At 70.2% G+C, this 17011-nt stretch carries 15 protein-coding genes and 1 pseudogene; 6 read left to right on the forward strand and 10 right to left on the reverse strand.

The window, feature by feature from the left end:
* Window positions 1-25 precede the first annotated feature (25 nt).
* Window positions 26-1192, forward strand: a complete 1167-nt coding sequence (locus ACWD4G_RS42485; protein ID WP_451303577.1) for a flavin-containing monooxygenase — start codon at window positions 26-28, stop codon at window positions 1190-1192.
* Between the two features lie 86 nt (window positions 1193-1278).
* Here ACWD4G_RS42485 and ACWD4G_RS42490 read toward each other — a convergent pair whose 3' ends face one another.
* Window positions 1279-4752, reverse strand: coding sequence for an HD domain-containing protein (locus ACWD4G_RS42490; protein ID WP_451303526.1), 3474 nt, complete (start codon window positions 4750-4752; stop codon window positions 1279-1281).
* Window positions 4753-4941: 189 nt separating this feature from the next.
* On the opposite strand from ACWD4G_RS42490, the gene ACWD4G_RS42495 reads away from it, so the two are divergent.
* From ACWD4G_RS42495 to ACWD4G_RS42510, 4 genes are all read left to right on the forward strand, one after another.
* Window positions 4942-5262, forward strand: coding sequence for a hypothetical protein (locus tag ACWD4G_RS42495; RefSeq protein WP_451303528.1), 321 nt, complete (start codon window positions 4942-4944; stop codon window positions 5260-5262).
* Between the two features lie 249 nt (window positions 5263-5511).
* Complete coding sequence (locus ACWD4G_RS42500; RefSeq protein WP_451303530.1) at window positions 5512-7806, forward strand: acetate--CoA ligase family protein; 2295 nt, start codon at window positions 5512-5514, stop codon at window positions 7804-7806.
* Window positions 7807-7924: 118 nt separating this feature from the next.
* On the forward strand, window positions 7925-8806 hold the full coding sequence (locus ACWD4G_RS42505; RefSeq protein ID WP_451303532.1) for an enoyl-CoA hydratase/isomerase family protein: 882 nt from the start codon (window positions 7925-7927) through the stop codon (window positions 8804-8806).
* A gap of 102 nt (window positions 8807-8908) precedes the next feature.
* Window positions 8909-9679 (forward strand): flavin reductase, encoded by a 771-nt coding sequence (locus ACWD4G_RS42510; protein WP_451303534.1) that lies wholly within the window; start codon window positions 8909-8911, stop codon window positions 9677-9679.
* Here ACWD4G_RS42510 and ACWD4G_RS42515 read toward each other — a convergent pair.
* Together ACWD4G_RS42515 and ACWD4G_RS42520 are read right to left on the reverse strand one after the other, a co-directional pair.
* Window positions 9676-10251 carry a hypothetical protein gene (locus ACWD4G_RS42515; RefSeq protein ID WP_451303536.1) on the reverse strand — a complete coding sequence of 192 codons (576 nt, stop codon included), beginning with the start codon at window positions 10249-10251 and terminating at the stop codon, window positions 9676-9678. The two genes, ACWD4G_RS42510 and ACWD4G_RS42515, sit on opposite strands and share 4 nt — an antisense overlap.
* Window positions 10252-10306: 55 nt before the next feature.
* Complete coding sequence (locus ACWD4G_RS42520; protein ID WP_451303579.1) at window positions 10307-11551, reverse strand: MFS transporter; 1245 nt, start codon at window positions 11549-11551, stop codon at window positions 10307-10309.
* A gap of 179 nt (window positions 11552-11730) precedes the next feature.
* Between ACWD4G_RS42520 and ACWD4G_RS42525 the strand changes: the two genes are divergently transcribed.
* Window positions 11731-12738, forward strand: coding sequence for a GlxA family transcriptional regulator (locus ACWD4G_RS42525; RefSeq protein ID WP_451303538.1), 1008 nt, complete (start codon window positions 11731-11733; stop codon window positions 12736-12738).
* A 10-nt stretch (window positions 12739-12748) separates the two neighbouring features.
* Here the strand turns inward: ACWD4G_RS42525 and ACWD4G_RS42530 are convergent, their stop codons facing one another.
* From ACWD4G_RS42530 to ACWD4G_RS42560, 7 genes and pseudogenes are all read right to left on the reverse strand, one after another.
* Entirely contained in the window at window positions 12749-12967 is a 219-nt protein-coding gene (locus ACWD4G_RS42530; protein ID WP_451303540.1) for a hypothetical protein, read from the reverse strand.
* 232 nt (window positions 12968-13199) lie between these two features.
* Window positions 13200-13742: pseudogene (locus ACWD4G_RS42535) on the reverse strand (zinc-binding dehydrogenase); the annotation flags it as partial.
* A gap of 20 nt (window positions 13743-13762) precedes the next feature.
* Complete coding sequence (tgmC, locus tag ACWD4G_RS42540; RefSeq protein WP_451303542.1) at window positions 13763-14959, reverse strand: ATP-grasp peptide maturase system methyltransferase; 1197 nt, start codon at window positions 14957-14959, stop codon at window positions 13763-13765.
* The gene (gene tgmB, locus ACWD4G_RS42545) at window positions 14956-15927 is read right to left on the reverse strand and encodes an ATP-grasp ribosomal peptide maturase (protein ID WP_451303544.1); all 972 of its coding nucleotides are present in this window, start codon (window positions 15925-15927) and stop codon (window positions 14956-14958) included. Before tgmB ends, tgmC begins: the two co-directional genes overlap by 4 nt.
* Window positions 15927-16190 carry a putative ATP-grasp-modified RiPP gene (gene tgmA, locus ACWD4G_RS42550; protein ID WP_451303546.1) on the reverse strand — a complete coding sequence of 88 codons (264 nt, stop codon included), beginning with the start codon at window positions 16188-16190 and terminating at the stop codon, window positions 15927-15929. The genes tgmB and tgmA overlap by 1 nt, the downstream gene beginning before the upstream one ends.
* Window positions 16191-16278: 88 nt before the next feature.
* Entirely contained in the window at window positions 16279-16479 is a 201-nt protein-coding gene (locus ACWD4G_RS42555; RefSeq protein ID WP_451303548.1) for a hypothetical protein, read from the reverse strand.
* Between the two features lie 56 nt (window positions 16480-16535).
* Entirely contained in the window at window positions 16536-16949 is a 414-nt protein-coding gene (locus ACWD4G_RS42560) for an ATP-binding protein (RefSeq protein ID WP_451303550.1), read from the reverse strand.
* Between the last annotated feature and the right edge of the window lie 62 nt (window positions 16950-17011).

Below are 17011 nucleotides of genomic sequence, written 5' to 3' on the forward strand. Positions count from 1 at the left end.
GAGTCCGTCCTCGTCCGAGCGGCCCGTGTATGTGATCGGCGGCGGGCCCGGCGGACTGGCCGCCGCGTACGCCTTGCGGGCCCGGGGTGTGCGGGCCGTGGTGCTGGAACGGTCGGACCAGGTCGGCGCGTCCTGGCGGCGCCACTACGACCGCCTCCACCTGCACACCACCCGACGGCTCTCCGCACTCCCCGGCCTGCCCATGCCGCGCCGCTTCGGCCGCTGGGTCTCGCGCGACAACGTCGTCCGGTATCTGGAGAAGTACGCCGAGGTCCACGAGCTGGAGATCGTGACCGGCGTCGAGGTCTCCCGCGTCGAGCGCTCCGCCGACGGCACCGGCTGGCTGCTGCGCGCCACCGGCGGCCGTGAACTCATCGGCGGCGCGGTCGTCGTCGCCACCGGCCACAACCACACCCCCCGCGTCCCCGACTGGCCCGGCCGCGACACCTACACCGGCGACTTCGTCCACGCCGCCCAGTACCGCAACGCCGAGCCCTACGCCGGCCGCGACGTCCTGGTCGTCGGCGTCGGCAACACCGGCGCCGAGATCGCCGTCGACCTGTTCGAGGGCGGCGCCGCCCGCGTACGGCTCGCCGTGCGCACCGCCCCGCACATCGTGCGCCGCTCCACCGCCGGCTGGGCCGCCCAGTACACCGGCGTCCTCGTACGACACCTCCCGGTCGCCCTGGTGGACCGGCTGGCCCGGCCGATGGCCAAGCTCGCCGTGCCGGATCTGTCCGAGCACGGGCTGCCCCGCCCCGACACCGGCCTGTACTCCCGCGTCAACGAGGGCTCCATCCCCGTCCAGGACGTCGGCCTCATCGACGCCGTCCGCAAGGGGCGCGTGGAGGTCGTCGCGGCGGTCGAGGGCTTCGAGGACGGCAAGGTCGTCCTCACCGACGGCAGCCGCCTCGAACCCGACGCCGTGATCGCCGCCACCGGCTACCGCCGCGCCCTGGAAGGCCTCGTGGGCCACCTCGACGTCCTGGACGGCAGAGGCCGCCCCGTCGTCCACGGCGCCCGCACCCCCAAGAACGCCCCCGGCCTCTACTTCACCGGCTTCACCAACCCCATCTCCGGCATGTTCCGCGAACTCGCCCTCGACGCCGAGAAGATCGCCAAGGCCATCGCCCACAAGGGCGGAGTCGCGACGCGCGACGCCATCACGGTGGAGGGCCGCGCCGCCCGCTGAGCCGCGGCCGGGACCCGCCGTCCGGACCGCCCACCCTTGACATCACCGCTGCCGACCATCACCGCTGCCGACCAGCCCCAGCGGGCCTACCGGTCCAGCGGCGGTGTGAGGTCAGGCCTGAAACGGGCGATCTGTTCGAGGAGTTCACCGATGGCAGCCTTGTCCACGGCCTCGTCGCCCGTTTCGTTCTCCGCCGCCAGCACGGTCCGCAGTTGGTCGTAGCAGACCGGCAAGTCCCGTTGCAGAGCACCGACGTGATCGAGTAGCCATGCGATCACCGGGTGGTCGATGTTCCAGACTCCGGACAGGAACCGGATGCGCTCGGTGGGCTCCTGACATGGCAGGAAAGTGAGTGGCGGAAACGCGTCGACCTCAGGCCGTGGGCAGGGCAGCCGGTCATCCACCACCACGAGGCGGGCCTCGCGTTCCCACCACTCATCCGGGTCTTCGTCCCACCACTCATCCGAGTCCTCATCGTCGTATGGCTCCCGTTGTTGAGGAACCGCGAGGTTGAGCCGATGGTGTGCGACCGCTTCACCGATGATCTCGCCGAACGCGAAGGGGGTCTCGTCCTCATGCCCCGGTCTGGCCCGAATCCACTCGCCACGGCGCTCGCCGGGGACTCCGGCCAGCCGGGGCGCCACCGGTTCCCCGCCTGCGACCCGGCCACGAATCTGATCAACGCTCAATATCTCTCGGTGGCCGCTGATGACCGGTTCGGCGTCCCATGCACCACCCCTCAACAAGTCGTCCTGGAGGGCGGACGCGGAGAACCGCTCGGCGGGCGGGATCTCAAGCATGTCCGCACTCCGTAGCGGAGCGACGAAGTCGGCGAACGGCCCGCCGTCATAGGCCGCGACGGCCCGCCGCACCGCCAGTTGGAGCGCCGAGTGGGCCCCGAACGGAACACCGCGCACCTCATCACGGGCGACTGACACATCCGGCCGCAGGATGTCGGTCAGGGCCACCACGCCGCACACGTTTATGTGCCGGGGTGCGAGCTCGAACCAGCCGCCACTCATGCGGAACCGGTCGCGCTCGCTCAGACTTTGGGGTACGGCGATCCCGTTGTGCCCCAACCACCGGTCCCTCGTCGGCAGCGACCCGAGATCCCCCGGGCCACGAAGCACGGCCCAGGAGACCTCGAATGGGCTGGACACGCTGCCGGTCGGCGATTCCAGGTGAAAACGATCACGCCAACTGTCCGATTCGCGCATGTTGTGCAGAGCATGCAGCAGCTCACCGGGCGACACATCACCGCTTCTCATGTCGCCTACGCACGGCTCGTAGCCGGCCTGTTCCAAGAGCTCGACCGCCTTGTCCACGGCGGCTTTGACGACTCGTCGGGTCACCGTGACATCCACGCGGCCGGGGCTCGGGTCCTCGTCCTGCCACCGACGACTCTGGCATACCAACAGGCATGTCCAGCCGACCACGGCGGTACTCAACAACTCGCGTACCTCAGCCAGTTCCCGGTCCCCGGCGGGGAAGCGCAGGCCGACCAGCAGGTCGGCGCGCTCACCCAACTCGCCGTGTTCCAGGTCCTCAACGACGTGACAGCTGAGAAGTTGGCCGCGCAACAGCGGTGTGGCCGAGTATCGGGTCAGATCAAGGGGCACCAGCGCGATGCGCAGCGGCCCCAAATACGGCAACTGCGTTGACTCAAAGCGCCGGTCGGCTGCGGCGACGTCGACCACCCGAGGAACCGGGACCCACGGTCGTCGCACCATGTCCTCGGTGATCAGGCCGATCGGCTCGGAGTTGAAGGTCACCGGCACCGGCGGGCAGAACAGATACCGCTCCAGCGCCTCGGTGACCCCCTCGACGGTGATCCGGGCCCTCAACGGATCGACACGGACCGCGAGACTCGTACCGCAGCGGTCCCGATACCTCGCGCGGTCCTCAGCCGTCGCGCCGGGCATCGGATCGACCGGCATGCCCGCCTCGCGCAGTACGAAGAAGTCCTCGTCACGGTGGAGCGACAACCGCAGGGCAGTGGCCTCGGCGTCGTCCGGATAACGCCGTCTGGTGCTGACCTCCACCCGGTCGGCGACGATGAAGCACGACAGCACGCCGATACCGAACCGGCTGATCGGACGGAAATCCTCGCCCGCCTTGCCGCGACGAAGCAGTTCAGCCTGTAGCTCCGGTGACCGGTAGTAGGACCGGCCGACCCGCAGGAAGAAGTTCAGCAGCGCGTATTCGTCCATCCCGATGCCGTCGTCGTCGATCCGCACCCACAGGTACCCGCAGTCGTCCTGCCAGCAGGTGACGGCGACCCGGTCGCGTTCGTCCGGGCCATGCAGGAGGCGGCGCAGCCGCACCGCGTCGAACGAGTTCTGCAGCAGCTCGCGGATGAAGACATACGGCTCGCCATAGAGCTGTTCGCCCATGAAGAGTTCGAGGACCGCCGCCCGATCGAGCTCGAACCTGAACTCGCCGTACTTGTAGGCATGCGGTTCGATCCGATCGCGGGAAACCTTGCCGGGCAACGAGAACCCCTGCCAGCCCGCCTGGAACTGGTGCTGCAACGCACGGCACCGCAACAACGTGCTGTCCACGTCGTCGAGATGGCGGCGCAGCGCGTGCTCGGCGGCCGGATGGTCGGGCTCCGCGAACAGCTCGATCGCATATCCGGCCGTACGGGCGGACGGCAAGGACAGTCCACCCATGTTGAGCCGCCCGGAGTACGTCATCGTCGGCTCGGCCCCCGAGCCGAGGTGCCCGCACACGGCCGTCGGCGGGCGGTCGTCACTTACGTCGAGCAGGTCGGCGATGCGCAGCAGTACCGCGCAGAAACGCAGGTCCGCCGACAGTCCGGGGATCGAGTCGAACGACTCACCGCGCAACTCGTGCGTCGGCAGCCGAAAACCGCAGACAAGCGCCCCGATCGCTTCACGCCACTTCGCACCGAGCCGGGCCAGGCGCCTGAACGGCAGACTGTGCAGCTGTGTGTCACCGGCTGCGGCGGTGTGCTGGTGCGCGGCGACGATCAGCAGCACCGCCTCGGCCACGCCGAGCCGTTCGAGGTCCGGCCCGAGCAAACGGGCGACCAGGTCGAGCAGCCTCTCCGCATGCTCTGCCGCCGCCGGCTCGGACTGCCCACCCGCCGACTCGGACGCCGTCGACCGAGCCGTCATCTCTTCGACCGCCTCGACCTCTGCGGGCTCGGCGTGCCGACGCAGCACACCCCAGATGCCCTCCGCCACCATGCCGTCGGCGGAGGGGCCTGGGCCACTCTGCTCCTCAGCGGCGCAGGAGCCAGGCTTCTTGCGGGCAGCCCACGAGATACGGGCGGCCCGCATCAACTTCTCCGCCCGTGCGATGTCCTCCGCGCTCCCTCCGAGCGCCTTGACGAAGGCCTGGGCTTGCTTGGCGTCCCTCGGCAAAGCGCTGCCGTTGAGGAACTCGCCCACCCTGCTGTGGGAGCTCCCGCTCAGCCCAAGCATCGATCTGGCGATCTCGCGGTAGGACTTGGCCCCGTTCCCCTCGTGGACCTTCCTGAAATGGGCGAAGAGGCGCTCGTGAGCGGGCTCCGGCCGGGCTGCCCGAGGCGGCATCACACCTCCAGTTCTGATCGGCGAGCGAACCACAGCGTGCCACGGGCGACGTCTGGATTCCTCCCGTTCACTGTTCGTTCTGCGGGGAACACCACGGAGCGCAGGTCACATCCGGTGAACAGGCGCGATGAACAGGTATGACACGGCACGGCCACTCCGATGAACGGTGGCCACGGCCCTAATGAACCCATGCGAACCCACCTGAAGTTCATCGCCGTCGTCTGCCTCCTCGCCCTGACGAGCGCGACTCTCACCGGCGGACTGGCCGTTGCCGTCGGACACCGGCTCGGTCTCGCCCCCGGAGAGCTGCTCCTTCTGTTCAGCGGCACTGCGGGTACGGCCTTCACCTCCGTCGTGGCCCTGGCCGAGCTGGCGACACGGACGCGCCCCGACCGCCGCCCGGAAACGACCCCGGCCTCCCCGGTCCCGGTCCCGGTCCCGGCTCCCGCCCCGGCCCCGGCCCCGACCCCGGACAACAACGGACGCACCCCCGACCGCCACTGTGAGTAGTCAGCCCTGTCGAGTGAAACCCTGTTCATCGTTCAAGTCGCCCGCTTCGCGGGTACAACCTCCTTACTGCCGCGTAACTTTGCCCGTAGACCCATTCCTGACAGAGCGTCAGTTCAGTAGTCTGGAATCTGACGTAGTGTCAGATGATTGATGACGTTACGTCGTCGACCCAACGAGGCTGAACCGGTCGACGAACTCGTCAATTGCCCTGATCGACGAATTGGCTGTCACACAGGAGCGGGCGGACCGATGCTTGGATCAACCCACGGCACCCTCACCACCGACTCCCGCCGGGCCCGGGCCATCGCCTGCGGCGAGCATCCGCGGCAGGCCGTGCACGGCAGGTCCGCCGAGGACGGCGATCTGGACGTCAGCGGGCGCCCGCTGTACGCCGCCGTCCCCGATCTGGACCGCTTCTTCCGCCCCGAGTCCGTGGCCGTCGTCGGCGCCTCGGACACCGAGGGCCGGCCCAACACCGGCATCACCCGCCAACTGCTCACCTGGGCCGAACGGGTCGGCGCCCGGCTGCACCCCGTGCACCCCACCCGGCAGTCCGTCTTCGGCATCCCCTGCGCCCCTTCCGTCGCCGCCCTGTCCGAACAGGTCGACCTCGCCGTACTCCTCGTCTCCGACCCCCTGCCGCTGATCGACGAACTCGCCGAGGCCAAGGTCAAGTTCGCCGTGGCCTTCGCCTCCGGCTTCGCCGAGACCGGTGACGAGGGGGCGGCCGCCCAGCAGCGCCTGGCCGCCGCCGTCGCCCGCGCGGACGGGCTGCGGCTGCTCGGCCCCAACACCAACCTCAACGCCTTCGAACGCTTCCGCGACGATCTCGACGGCCCCGCGATCGCCCTGATCACCCAGTCCGGCCACCAGGGCCGCCCCGTCTTCTCCCTCCAGGAACTCGGCATCCGCCTCTCCCACTGGGCCCCCACCGGCAACGAGGCCGATCTGGAGACCGCCGACTTCATCTCCTACTTCGCCGAACGCCCCGAGGTCGGCGCCATCGCCGCGTACGTCGAGGGCCTCAAGGACGGCCGTGCCTTCCTCCTCGCCGCCGACCGCGCCGCCCGCCGCGGTGTCCCCGTCGTCGCCGTGAAGGTCGGCCGCACCGAGACCGGCGCCCGCACCGCCGCCACCCACACCGGCAAACTCACCGGCAGCGATCAGGTGGTCGACGCGGCGATGCGGCAGTACGGAGTGATCCGCGTCGACGGTCTCGACGAACTCCAGGACACGGCCACTCTGTTGGCACGAGCACGGTCACGGGCACCAAGGCCGACGTCAGCGGCAACGGCCGCCGCCCCGGCCACGCGACCGGCCCGCCCCGGCCCCGAGGCCGACGGCGTCGTCGTCTATTCGATCTCCGGCGGTACCGGTGCGCACTTCGCCGATCTGGCCACCGAGGCGGGGCTGCGGCTGCCGACGCTCTCGGCGGCCAGGCAGGCCGAACTGCACCAGTGGATACCGGAGTATCTGAGCGTGGCGAACCCCGTCGACAACGGCGGGCACCCGGTGGGCGACTGGCGCGGCCCACGCATCCTGGACGCCATCCTCGACGACCCGGAGGTGAGGGTGCTGATCTGCCCCATCACCGGCCCCTTCCCGCCGATGAGCGACAAGCTCGCCCGGGACCTGGTGGACGCGGCGGAGCGGACGGACAAGCTGGTGTGCGTGGTGTGGGGGTCGCCGGTGGGCACCGAGGCGGCCTACCGCGAGACCCTGCTCGGCTCGTCCCGGGTGGCCACCTTCCGTACCTTCGCCAACTGCATCACGGCCGTCCGCGCCCATCTCGACCACGCCCGCTTCACCGCCGCCTACCGCTCCCCCTTCGACGAGGCCCCGCGCAGCCCCTCGCCCTCCTACCGCAAGGCCCGCGCCCTGATGCGACCCGGCGAGCAGCTCAGCGAGCACGCGGCGAAACAGCTGCTGCGGGCGTACGGGATACGTGTGCCCCGCGAGCAGTTGGTCACCAGCGCGGCGGCGGCCGTACGCGCGGCGAGCCTCGTCGGCTACCCGGTGGTGATGAAGGCCTCCGGCGCGCGGATCGCCCACAAGACCGAACTCGGCCTGGTGAAGATCGGCCTCACCTCCGCCAGCCAGATCCGCGACGCCTATCGCGAACTCACCGACATCGCCCGCTACGAGGACGTCTCCCTCGACGGTGTGCTCGTCTGCCAGATGGTCGAGCGAGGTGTGGAGATGGTCGTGGGCGTCACCCATGACGACCTCTTCGGGCCGACGGTCACGGTCGGGCTCGGCGGTGTCCTCGTCGAGGTGCTCCGCGACTCCGCCGTACGCGTGCCCCCCTTCGGTGAGGACCAGGCCCGCGCCATGCTCGCCGAACTCCGCGGCCGGGCCCTGCTGGAGGGTGTACGCGGGGCTCCCCCGTCCGACGTGGACGCCCTCGTGGAGGTCATCCTCCGCGTACAGCGCATGGCCCTCGAACTCGGGGACGAGATCGCGGAGTTGGACATCAACCCGCTGATGGTGCTGCCGAGGGGGCAGGGAGCGGTGGCCCTGGACGCGCTGGCGGTCTGCCGCTGAAGCCACCGGGCGCCCCCACGACCGCCCCCACCACCGGCACCACCATCGCTCCCGCCACCGCCCCCACGACCATCCCCGCAGGGCCGTCATCACTCCGCGTAAGAAAAGGACAACCCACATGTCCGACTCCCCCCTTGAACATCCCGAAAAATCCCGTGACTCATTGATACTGCACGCCACTGACAACGCCGTCTCGTGGATCACCCTCAACCGCCCCGAGGCACTGAACGCCATCACCCCTGACCAGCGCGAACGTCTTATTCAGCTCTTCTCGGCGGCCTCCGCCGACCCCGCCGTGCGCGCGGTCGTGATCACGGCGACGGGCCGCGGCTTCTGCGCCGGCGCGGACCTTCGCGGCGCGGCAGCCAGCAGCATCCCCGCGGCCGGCGGCGGCGCGCCCACTGGCGGCGGCCCTGCAACCGGCGGCAGCGAGCGCGTCCCCGGCGACGTGGCCCGCACCATCCGCCTCGGTGCCCAGCGCCTCATCGCCGCCGTACTCGACTGCGAGAAACCGGTGATCGCGGCGGTAAACGGCACCGCCGCCGGCCTCGGCGCACACCTCGCCCTCGCCTGCGATCTCGTCCTGGCGGCCGAGGAGGCCCGTTTCATCGAGGTGTTCGTACGACGCGGACTCGTCCCCGACGGCGGCGGTGCCTATCTCCTCCCCCGCCTCATCGGCGCCCACCGCGCCAAGGAGTTGATGTTCTTCGGCGACGCCCTGTCCGCCGCCGACGCCGAACGCCTCGGCCTGGTCAACCGCGTGGTCCCCGCCCAGGACCTGGAGAAGACGGCCCGCGACTGGGCCGAACGCCTCGCCACCGGCCCCACCCGAGCCCTCGCCCTCACCAAGCAGCTCGTCAACGCCTCCCTGGACACCGACCGCACCACCGCCTTCACGGCCGAGGCCACCGCCCAGGAGATCAACATGACGACAGCCGACGCCCAGGAAGGCGTGCGGAGCTTCGCGGAACGCCGGGCACCGCGTTTCGAGGGCCGCTGATGCCCTCCGTCCAGGCCCGCCGGACCTCGTACGACCCCTTCCCGACCCTTCACTTCTGACGGTCCATCAGATTCACTGGGTGATGTGATGGGACATGCGGGAATGGCAGCGGCGGCCGTCCGGTATCTGCGGAGGGACCGGCCGGGCGGGGCGGCACCCACGAGGGGACCGGTCGAGGCACTGCCGCGCCCCGAACTGCGCTGCGTCGGCGACGACGAGCGCGCACCGGTCGACCAGACCGAATTCCGCCGCGTACTGGGCAACTTCGCGACCGGCGTCACGGTGATCACAGCCCCACCCACCGAACACCCCGACCCGGGCGCCGACCCCCACGACCACCCTGGTCCCGCCGCCGCCCCCCACAACCACCCCGCTCCGGCCACCGCCCCCCACAACCACCCCGGCAGCGCCCCCGGCGGCCACGCCGACGCCCACCCCGCCGGCTTCGCCTGTCAGTCCTTCTCCTCCCTCTCCCTCGACCCGCCCCTCGTCGTGTTCATGGTCGGCCGTACGTCGACGACCTGGCCGCGCATCGCCCGCGCCGGGGTCTTCTGTGTGAACGTACTCGGCGCGGATCAGGGCGAGTTGTGCCGGCGCTTCGCGGTGAGCGGGGCGGACAAGTACGCCGGGGTCGCGTACGACGCGGCTCCCGTCACCGGCTCGCCCCGCCTCTTCGGCGCCCCCGCCTGGATCGACTGCACGATCCACGCCGTGCACACCGGCGGCGACCATCTGATCGTGGTCGGCCGCGTCGAGGCCCTGGGCACGACCGCCGAGGGCAGCGACGGGGAGCCCGCACCGCTCCTGTTCCACCAAGGCCGCTTCGGCCGCTTCACACCCACCGACCGACCACCACAGCAGCCCCCGCCCTAACCCCCCACCATCACCCCGCCCACAACCACCACGCACACCACCAGCAACGCCCCCCACGTCAGGATCGCCGCGCAGGGCTGGATCGGGCGGCCGGATTCCGCTCGTACGACGGTGAAGTGGGCCGTGAGGGTCGGAGGGAGGGCCAGGGCGTAGAGGGCGAGGCCGGCGAGTTGCCAGGACGGGATCGCCAGGGCCGGGAGGACCCAGAGGGTGCAGGCGGGCGGAATCCACCACCAGGCGGTACGGCCGGTCAGTTGGCGGGCGGTCCAGTGGGCGAGGAGGAGCGCCGGGAGGACGTACGCCACGGTCAGTACGGTGGCGGCGAAGAGGACGGGCAGAAACAGCAGCGGGGTCATGAGGAGGGCCGCGATCAGCTCGCTCTTCTCGATCGCGGCTCCCCTCCGCGCCCCCTCCGCGAACGCCGTCCCCGAACCGCCCGCGAGCGCCACCAGGAAGAGCACCGCGCACAGCAGCGCGCCCTCCACGCCCAGTACGGCCATGGAGACCGCCGACGGCTCGGCGCTCTTCCGTATCGCGTCCTCGCCGGTCACCCCGGTCGCTGCCATGGACATCACCCACGCCCCTCCCTGCCTGGAGGGAGTGTTCCCGGCCCCAAACAGTTGCGTCTCAGACCCCGGCGACCATACGCGCGCCCGGCGCGCGCCGGATCACCAGCGCCATCAGCGCCGCCGCCGCGCACAGCGCGCCTGAGGCGTAGAAGACGACGTCGTACGAGCCGAAGGTGTCGCGGGCGAGGCCGCCGAGGAAGGCGACGAGGGCGGCGCCGACCTGGTGGGAGGCGAGGACCCAGCCGAAGACGATGGCGCTGTCGTCGCCGTAGTGGGCGCGGCACAGGGCCATGGTGGGCGGGACGGTGGCAACCCAGTCGAGGCCGTAGAAGACGATGAAGAAGATCATCGGGAGGTGGACGGAGGGGGCCAGGAGGAGGGGGAGGAAGAGGAGCGAGAGGCCCCGGAAGGCGTAGTACACGGCAAGCAGCCGGCGCGGTTCGAAGCGGTCGGTGAACCAGCCGGAGGCGATCGTGCCGACCACGTCGAAGACCCCGATGACGGCGAGCAGCGGGGCCGCGGCGGTGATGGGCATGTCGTGGTCGTGGGCGGCGGGGATGAAGTGGGTCTGGATCAGGCCGTTGGTGGAGGCGCCGCAGATCGCGAAGGTGCCGGCCAGCAGCCAGAACGGCCCGGTCCGGGCGGCCGAGAACAGCACCTTCACCGCCCGGCTCGCCGCCCCCCGCACCGGCGGCGGCTTCGGCACGAACTCCTTCGCCCCGTACGGCTTCAGCCCGACGTCAGCCGGGTGGTCGCGCAGCAGCAGCCAGACGAAGGGGACGACGGCCAGCGCGGAGAGGGCGACCGTGACGGAGGCCGGACGCCAGCCGTGCTCGGACACGATCCACGACAGCAGCGGCAGAAAGATCAGCTGCCCGGAGGCGGAGGCCGCCGTCAGCACACCCGACACCAGGCCGCGCCGCTCGGTGAACCACCGGTTGGTGACCGTCGCCGCGAACGCCAGCGCCATCGACCCCGATCCGAGGCCCACCAGCAGCCCCCAGCACAGCATCAGCTGCCACGGCGAGGTCATCCACACCGCCGACCCGGCCCCGACCGCGATCACGGTCAGGGCCACCGCGACCACCCGCCTGATCCCGAAGCGGTCCATCAGCGCGGCGGCGAAGGGCGCCGTCAGCCCGTACAGCGCCAGATTGATCGACACGGCCGAGGCGATCGTCCCCCGCGACCACTTGAACTGGTCGTGCAGCGGATCGATCAACAGCCCCGGCAACGACCGGAAGGCCGCCGCCCCGATGATCGTCACGAAGGTGACGCCGACGACGAACCACGCACGATGCATACGACTAAGCCCGCTGCGGGGCTCACGGAACTCGCCGGGCTCGCGGTTGCCGTCGATGTGGCTGTCGATCTCGATGCGGGCGGAACGCTCGTCGGCTGTCTGGGTCATGCCACCAAGCTTCGGACCTGCGAACTTCCCGAACGAGTGGCCAGAAGGACAGCTATCGCTAGGATCGGGCCATGGCCCCCGAACAAGCCACGTACCCCAACCCACCCCGCCACCGTGTCGTCGTACTGGCGCTGGACGGCCTGCTGCCCTTCGAACTCGGCATCCCGCAACGGATCTTCGGCAAGGCGCGGAACGCGGACGATCGACGGCTGTACGACGTGGTCACCTGCTCGATCCGCCCGCCGGGCCCGGTCGAGACGGACGCCGACTTCGAGGTCCTCGTCCGCAACGGCCCGGAGGCCCTGGCGACCGCGGACACGGTCGTCGTCCCGGCGTCGTACGAGCTGGGCCCGGTGTACGAGGAGGGGGTCCTCACCCCCGAACTGGCCTCGGCGCTGGCCCATATCCGTCCCGGCACCCGGCTGGTCTCGATCTGCACCGGCGGCTACGTCCTGGCCGCCGCCGGTTTCCTCGACGGCCGCCCGGCCACGACGCACTGGCACCACGCCGAGCATTTCCAGCGGCTGTTCCCGAAGGTCGGGGTCGACGCGGACGTCCTCTTCGTCGACGACGGCGACGTCCTGACCTCGGCGGGCGTCGCGGCCGGCATCGACCTCTGTCTCCACGTCGTACGACGCGACCACGGCATCGCCGTGGCCAACGACGTGGCCCGGCGCACGGTGGTGCCGCCGCACCGGGACGGGGGTCAGGCGCAGTACATCCGACGGCCGCTGCCGCAACCGCAGTCGGCCACCACGACCGCCGCCCGCGCCTGGGCACTCGACCGACTCCACGAGCCGATCCAGCTCCGCGACATGGCCGAGCGGGAGTCCATGTCGGTCCGCACCTTCACCCGCCGCTTCCGCGAGGAGGTCGGCATCAGCCCCGGCCAGTGGCTCACCCAGCAACGGGTGGAACGAGCCAGGCACTTGCTGGAGTCCACCGACCTCTCCATGGACCACATCGCCCACGACGCGGGCTTCGGCACGGCCCAGTCAATGCGCCAGCACCTGCAGAGCGCCCTGGGCGTGACACCGACCGCGTACCGGCGGACGTTCCGAGCGGAGGGCGCCCGGTGACAAGGGTCGTTCACTCAACTTCAGCCATGTGCATCCAGCCGTACGTCGCACTGGCGGCCGACATGAAGAGAAGTACTTTTCGCATGCCGAACCTCACCTTCTTGTTGTTTCGCTGCGGCCTGTCGGAGTTGCTCTTGCTGCGTGCTTCCTGAATGTGCTGGAAGAGTTCGTACGCGTGCCAGATTCCAAAGATGACCGCGAGTGCGACTGCCGGAATCGAACCGGCCATGGCTATAGTTCAGTGAACGAACCAACCCTCAAATACTACCACGAGTAGCGAATCTGACGAAGCGTCACACAGGCCGCCGGTTCGGCCGGGCCGCACAGCTCGCGAATTCCTTGAGGCCGAAATCAGAGCTGAGATGGTTGGGAATTTCATTTGGGTCTGAAACCACCCCCGCCCCAAAGTCCAAAACCCACAACCCGCAATCCACAACCCAAAACCCACAACGAATTGCCCCTCAGAACGTCAGCACAGCCCGAGCCACCCTCCCCGCCTCCGCGTCCGAGCGTGCCTTCGCGAAGTCCTCTACCGGGTAGGTGGCCGTGACCAGTTCGTCGAGGAGCAGTCGGCCCTCGCGGTACAGGCCGGCGTAGAGGGCGATGTCCCGCTGGGGGCGCGAAGAGCCGTAGCGGCAGCCGAGGATGGACTTGTCGAGGTAGAGGGAGGAGACGAGGAAGGACGCCTCGGCGGTGGCTGCGGGGACGCCGAGGAGTATCGCCTGGCCGTGGCGGTCGAGCAGGTCGATGGCCTGGCGGATCAGTTCGACGCGGCCGACGCACTCGAAGGCGTGGTCCGCCCCGGTCGGCAGCACCTCCCGCACGCCCTCCACGGACGTCAGGAAGTCCGTCGCCCCGAACCGCCGTGCCATCGCCTCCTTCTCCGGATTCGCGTCCACGGCGACGATCCGCACCGCCCCCGCGATCCGCGCCCCCTGGATGACGTTGAGCCCGATCCCCCCGGCCCCGATGACGAGCACGGTGTCCCCCCTCTCGTGTCGTGCCGTTGTCCGGATGCTGGAGGTCAGGCCGGCAGATCCCAGCCTGGCCCTTCGGGGGAGCCCAGCCAGACGCGCTGACGGCTGGGAGTGACGGTCAGCCCGAACTCGGTCTGTGGGGGCGCTCCGGCTTCCCGCCACGTGCTGATCGCCTCTTCGAGGGTGTCCCACAGCCGCAGCGGACCGCCCTGCCGCACCACGAACCCGCCCTCTCCGTCCGGTACGAGCGTGGCGAACGACTTGGTGGCCTGCTCGACCACGTGGTTCAGCATCGGGCCGTCGCCCATGCTCATCCCGATGTACTGGGCGCCTGGTACCGCGAGTTGGGCGATGAACTGGGGTGTCCAGTCGGTCAGTGCTTCGGGGCCGACGTGTGCCGGGCGTTCGTCCGAGTCCTGCGCCAGCACCTCCGCGACGCCGGACAGCGGGGGCGCGGCATGCGGGCGAGCGATCATGAACGACACCGTGCCGGGCAGGAAACGGCCCTCGGCTGTTCCGCCGTCGCCGACGGTCAGCTTCAGCAGACCCGACCCGTACAGCCACCCGGAGACGGTGGTGATGAGGGTGCCGCCGGGCCTGACCTGGGCGAGCCAGGCCGCAGGGATGGTACGCACGGAGCATGTGGCGATCAGCCCGTCGTACGGGGCGTTCTCGGGGCTGCCGAGCAGGCCGTCGCCGGTGATGAGCGCTGGTTCGTACCCGGCCGCCGTGATGGCTGCTCGGGCACGTTCGGCGGCGGCTGGGTCGACCTCGACGGAGGTCACATGCTTGCTGTCGAGACGCTCGCACATGAGGGCGGTCGAGTATCCAGTGCCCGTGCCCACCTCCAACACCCGGTCTCCGTCCTGCGGGTCGAGATCCTGGAGCATCCGCACGACCAGGCTCGGCAGGGTGGACGACGAGGTCGGATCGCCTTGGACGGGTCCGTCCACGTCTGCGGGATGCACGTGGCCGTCGAGCTGGGTCACCAGCGTGTCATCGGTGTACGCCTCTTCCAGCCAGGCGTCCGCGTCGTCCCGGCCCGGGACGACCGGCGTCCACATGGTGCCCTGCGGGCCGTGGGACCGGCGGAAGTACGCGCGCACGAACTCGTGCCGGGGCACGGTCTCGACAGCGGACCGCCAGACCGCCGACCGCAGGTGCCCGTCCCGTTCAAGCCGGTCGGCCAGGGCCAGGCGCAGTTCGACGGCAAGGTGCTCGTCCAGGGGCGGCGTCTCGGTCATGCGGGGTGTCCCTTCTCCAGCAGGTCGGCCAGGGCACAGGTGATGGCCCTGGTCGTATCACGGTCCACGAACGCCCACTGGCCGTTCGGATTGCACTCCAGGAAACGCCACGCTCCGCCTGCTTCCAGGGCGAAGTCGAACGCGCCGAAGACCAGGCCGAACGCCTTCAGGTAGGCACGGATGCCCTGGCGGACGGGGGCGGGCACGTCGACGGGATCGATGGCGGTGCAGGTGATCAGGTCGTAGTCGAGCCGCCAGTCGAGGTGATCGCCGTCGGTGGTGATGCGGGTGGCGAACAGCAGGTCGCCCACGGCCGCCACCCGCACATCGGCGGTCTTGGTGACGGCCTGCTGGAACAGGTGCGGGCAGGCCGCGACACCGTCGCCGATCTCACTGGCTTCGACCGGCCGGACCCAGATGGTGCGCAGCTCGCCGCCCTCGCGGTATGCGGTCGACCTGAGTGGCTTGTAGACCACCGGCCCGTATTCCTTGGTGAACGACCGGGCGGCTGCGGGGTCGTTGGTGACGAGCGTCGGGGGCACGTCCAGCCCGGCCCGCACGGCTTCGCTGATCTGCCGGGGCTTGAACTCCGCCCCCGAGTTCCGGTGCGGGTGGTTCACGTAGAGACATCCCGGGAGCGCCGCCAGAAGCCCGCCCAGGCCATGCCGGAACTGGCCTGCCGCGAAGTCCCGTTCTTGACCGTCCAAGCCATCGGGGGCGACGTAACGGGTCGGGCGGCGGTAGTACACGGCTCGGGCGTCCTCCAGGCCGAGGGCACGGGTCGGGGTGGTGAGCGGGCCGTGCCACGACCGGCCGCCGCCTGCTTGAGCGGAGAACGTCACCTCGGCCGGCGAGCCAGGGTCGAACCGCACGACCGGGACGCCCCGGCCGTGCAGCTCGGTGATGACGTAGTCCGCTGTCAGGTCGTCCAGGGCGGTCAGCACAACGACCGGACGCGAAGAGGCCATCAGTCCTGGTCCGAGTCCTGGTCATGGCCCTCGTCGGAGTTGGCGGGGCCGGAGCCGTCGCCCTGGCTTGTCTGGGTCTTGGTCTCCGTGCCGGTGCCACTGCCGTGCTTGCCCATCTCGATGGGGCGACCCTGGGAGTCGTGGAAGAGAGCCGTCTGCGACGCCGGGTCCAGGGCTACGGCTGTAGCGGCGGCGTGCAGTTTCGGGTATGGCTCCATGCGGGTCAGGCCCCATGGGCGGAGAGTCTGGACGGTCAGTTTCATCAGCGCTTCCTCTCAGTTGTGTTGGACGGCGTGGTGCCCCGTCCCGGTCGCGAGGCCCGAGGGGCACACTCACGACCGGGACGGCGGTTTAGGTGCCGCCGGAAACAGACGGCAGGGTGCTCCGCTGTGCGAGCCCCGGGAACGGCAGGCAGGCGGGCGCACATGTCCACAGCTGGAAGGAGAACCCCAGGTGCTTGGCCTCCCCCAGCACACGACCGTGCATCCCCAAAGGACGCCCGCAGAGAGCGCAGTCCATGCCCATCTGCTGGCGCGGCCGGAGACGGGTCATGTCAGGCAGGGTGGGCAGGCTGCCGGGCGCGACGGTAGCCGTTGGCTGAGGGCCGGTCACGGCGAGACCTCCGCAATCAGGTGGGCCCACACGCGTTTCCCTCCGTGCACCAACTCGGCCCCCCAGTCGTCGGCGACCGCTTTGACCAGTTGCAGGCCACGTCCGTGCTCCTCGTCGCCGTTCGGCGTCTGGGTGATTGGCCGTGCCCGGGAGGTGTCGGTGACGGTGATCCGCGCCGAGTGCGGGCCGGTCCGGGTGACCGAGGCGCCGATCGTGGTGGCGTCGGTGTGCTCAACGGCGTTGGTGACCAGCTCGCTGACGACCAGTCGGGCCGCATCGACCAGACGGGACAGGCCCCAGGTCTCCAGGGCCAGGCCGACGTCATGGCGTGCGCGAGGAACAGACTCTTCCTTGGCCGGGTAACGCTGGTGGTAGCGCTGCGGGCCTACTGGTGCTGCGGTCATGGTCATCGGTTCGCCTCGTTGTCCGTGCCGCCACCCCCGCCGCAGCGGACCGGACGGGGTGGAACGGT

The sequence above is a fragment of the Streptomyces sp. NPDC002643 genome (assembly GCF_053592555.1).

Bases quoted from the DNA above. Each gene is read 5' to 3' on its own strand.
- ACWD4G_RS42530 (WP_451303540.1), bottom strand. From the start codon at position 12,967: ATGGCCGGTTCGATTCCGGCAGTCGCACTCGCGGTCATCTTTGGAATC.
- ACWD4G_RS42505 (WP_451303532.1), top strand. From the start codon at position 7,925: ATGTCCGACTCCCCCCTTGAACATCCCGAAAAATCCCGTGACTCATTG.
- tgmA (WP_451303546.1), bottom strand. From the start codon at position 16,190: ATGAAACTGACCGTCCAGACTCTCCGCCCATGGGGCCTGACCCGCATG.
- ACWD4G_RS42555 (WP_451303548.1), bottom strand. From the start codon at position 16,479: ATGACCCGTCTCCGGCCGCGCCAGCAGATGGGCATGGACTGCGCTCTC.
- ACWD4G_RS42560 (WP_451303550.1), bottom strand. From the start codon at position 16,949: ATGACCATGACCGCAGCACCAGTAGGCCCGCAGCGCTACCACCAGCGT.
- ACWD4G_RS42525 (WP_451303538.1), top strand. From the start codon at position 11,731: ATGGCCCCCGAACAAGCCACGTACCCCAACCCACCCCGCCACCGTGTC.
- tgmB (WP_451303544.1), bottom strand. From the start codon at position 15,927: ATGGCCTCTTCGCGTCCGGTCGTTGTGCTGACCGCCCTGGACGACCTG.
- ACWD4G_RS42520 (WP_451303579.1), bottom strand. From the start codon at position 11,551: ATGCATCGTGCGTGGTTCGTCGTCGGCGTCACCTTCGTGACGATCATC.
- ACWD4G_RS42495 (WP_451303528.1), top strand. From the start codon at position 4,942: ATGCGAACCCACCTGAAGTTCATCGCCGTCGTCTGCCTCCTCGCCCTG.
- ACWD4G_RS42490 (WP_451303526.1), bottom strand. From the start codon at position 4,752: ATGCCGCCTCGGGCAGCCCGGCCGGAGCCCGCTCACGAGCGCCTCTTC.
- ACWD4G_RS42510 (WP_451303534.1), top strand. From the start codon at position 8,909: ATGGCAGCGGCGGCCGTCCGGTATCTGCGGAGGGACCGGCCGGGCGGG.
- tgmC (WP_451303542.1), bottom strand. From the start codon at position 14,959: ATGACCGAGACGCCGCCCCTGGACGAGCACCTTGCCGTCGAACTGCGC.
- ACWD4G_RS42515 (WP_451303536.1), bottom strand. From the start codon at position 10,251: ATGTCCATGGCAGCGACCGGGGTGACCGGCGAGGACGCGATACGGAAG.
- ACWD4G_RS42500 (WP_451303530.1), top strand. From the start codon at position 5,512: ATGCTTGGATCAACCCACGGCACCCTCACCACCGACTCCCGCCGGGCC.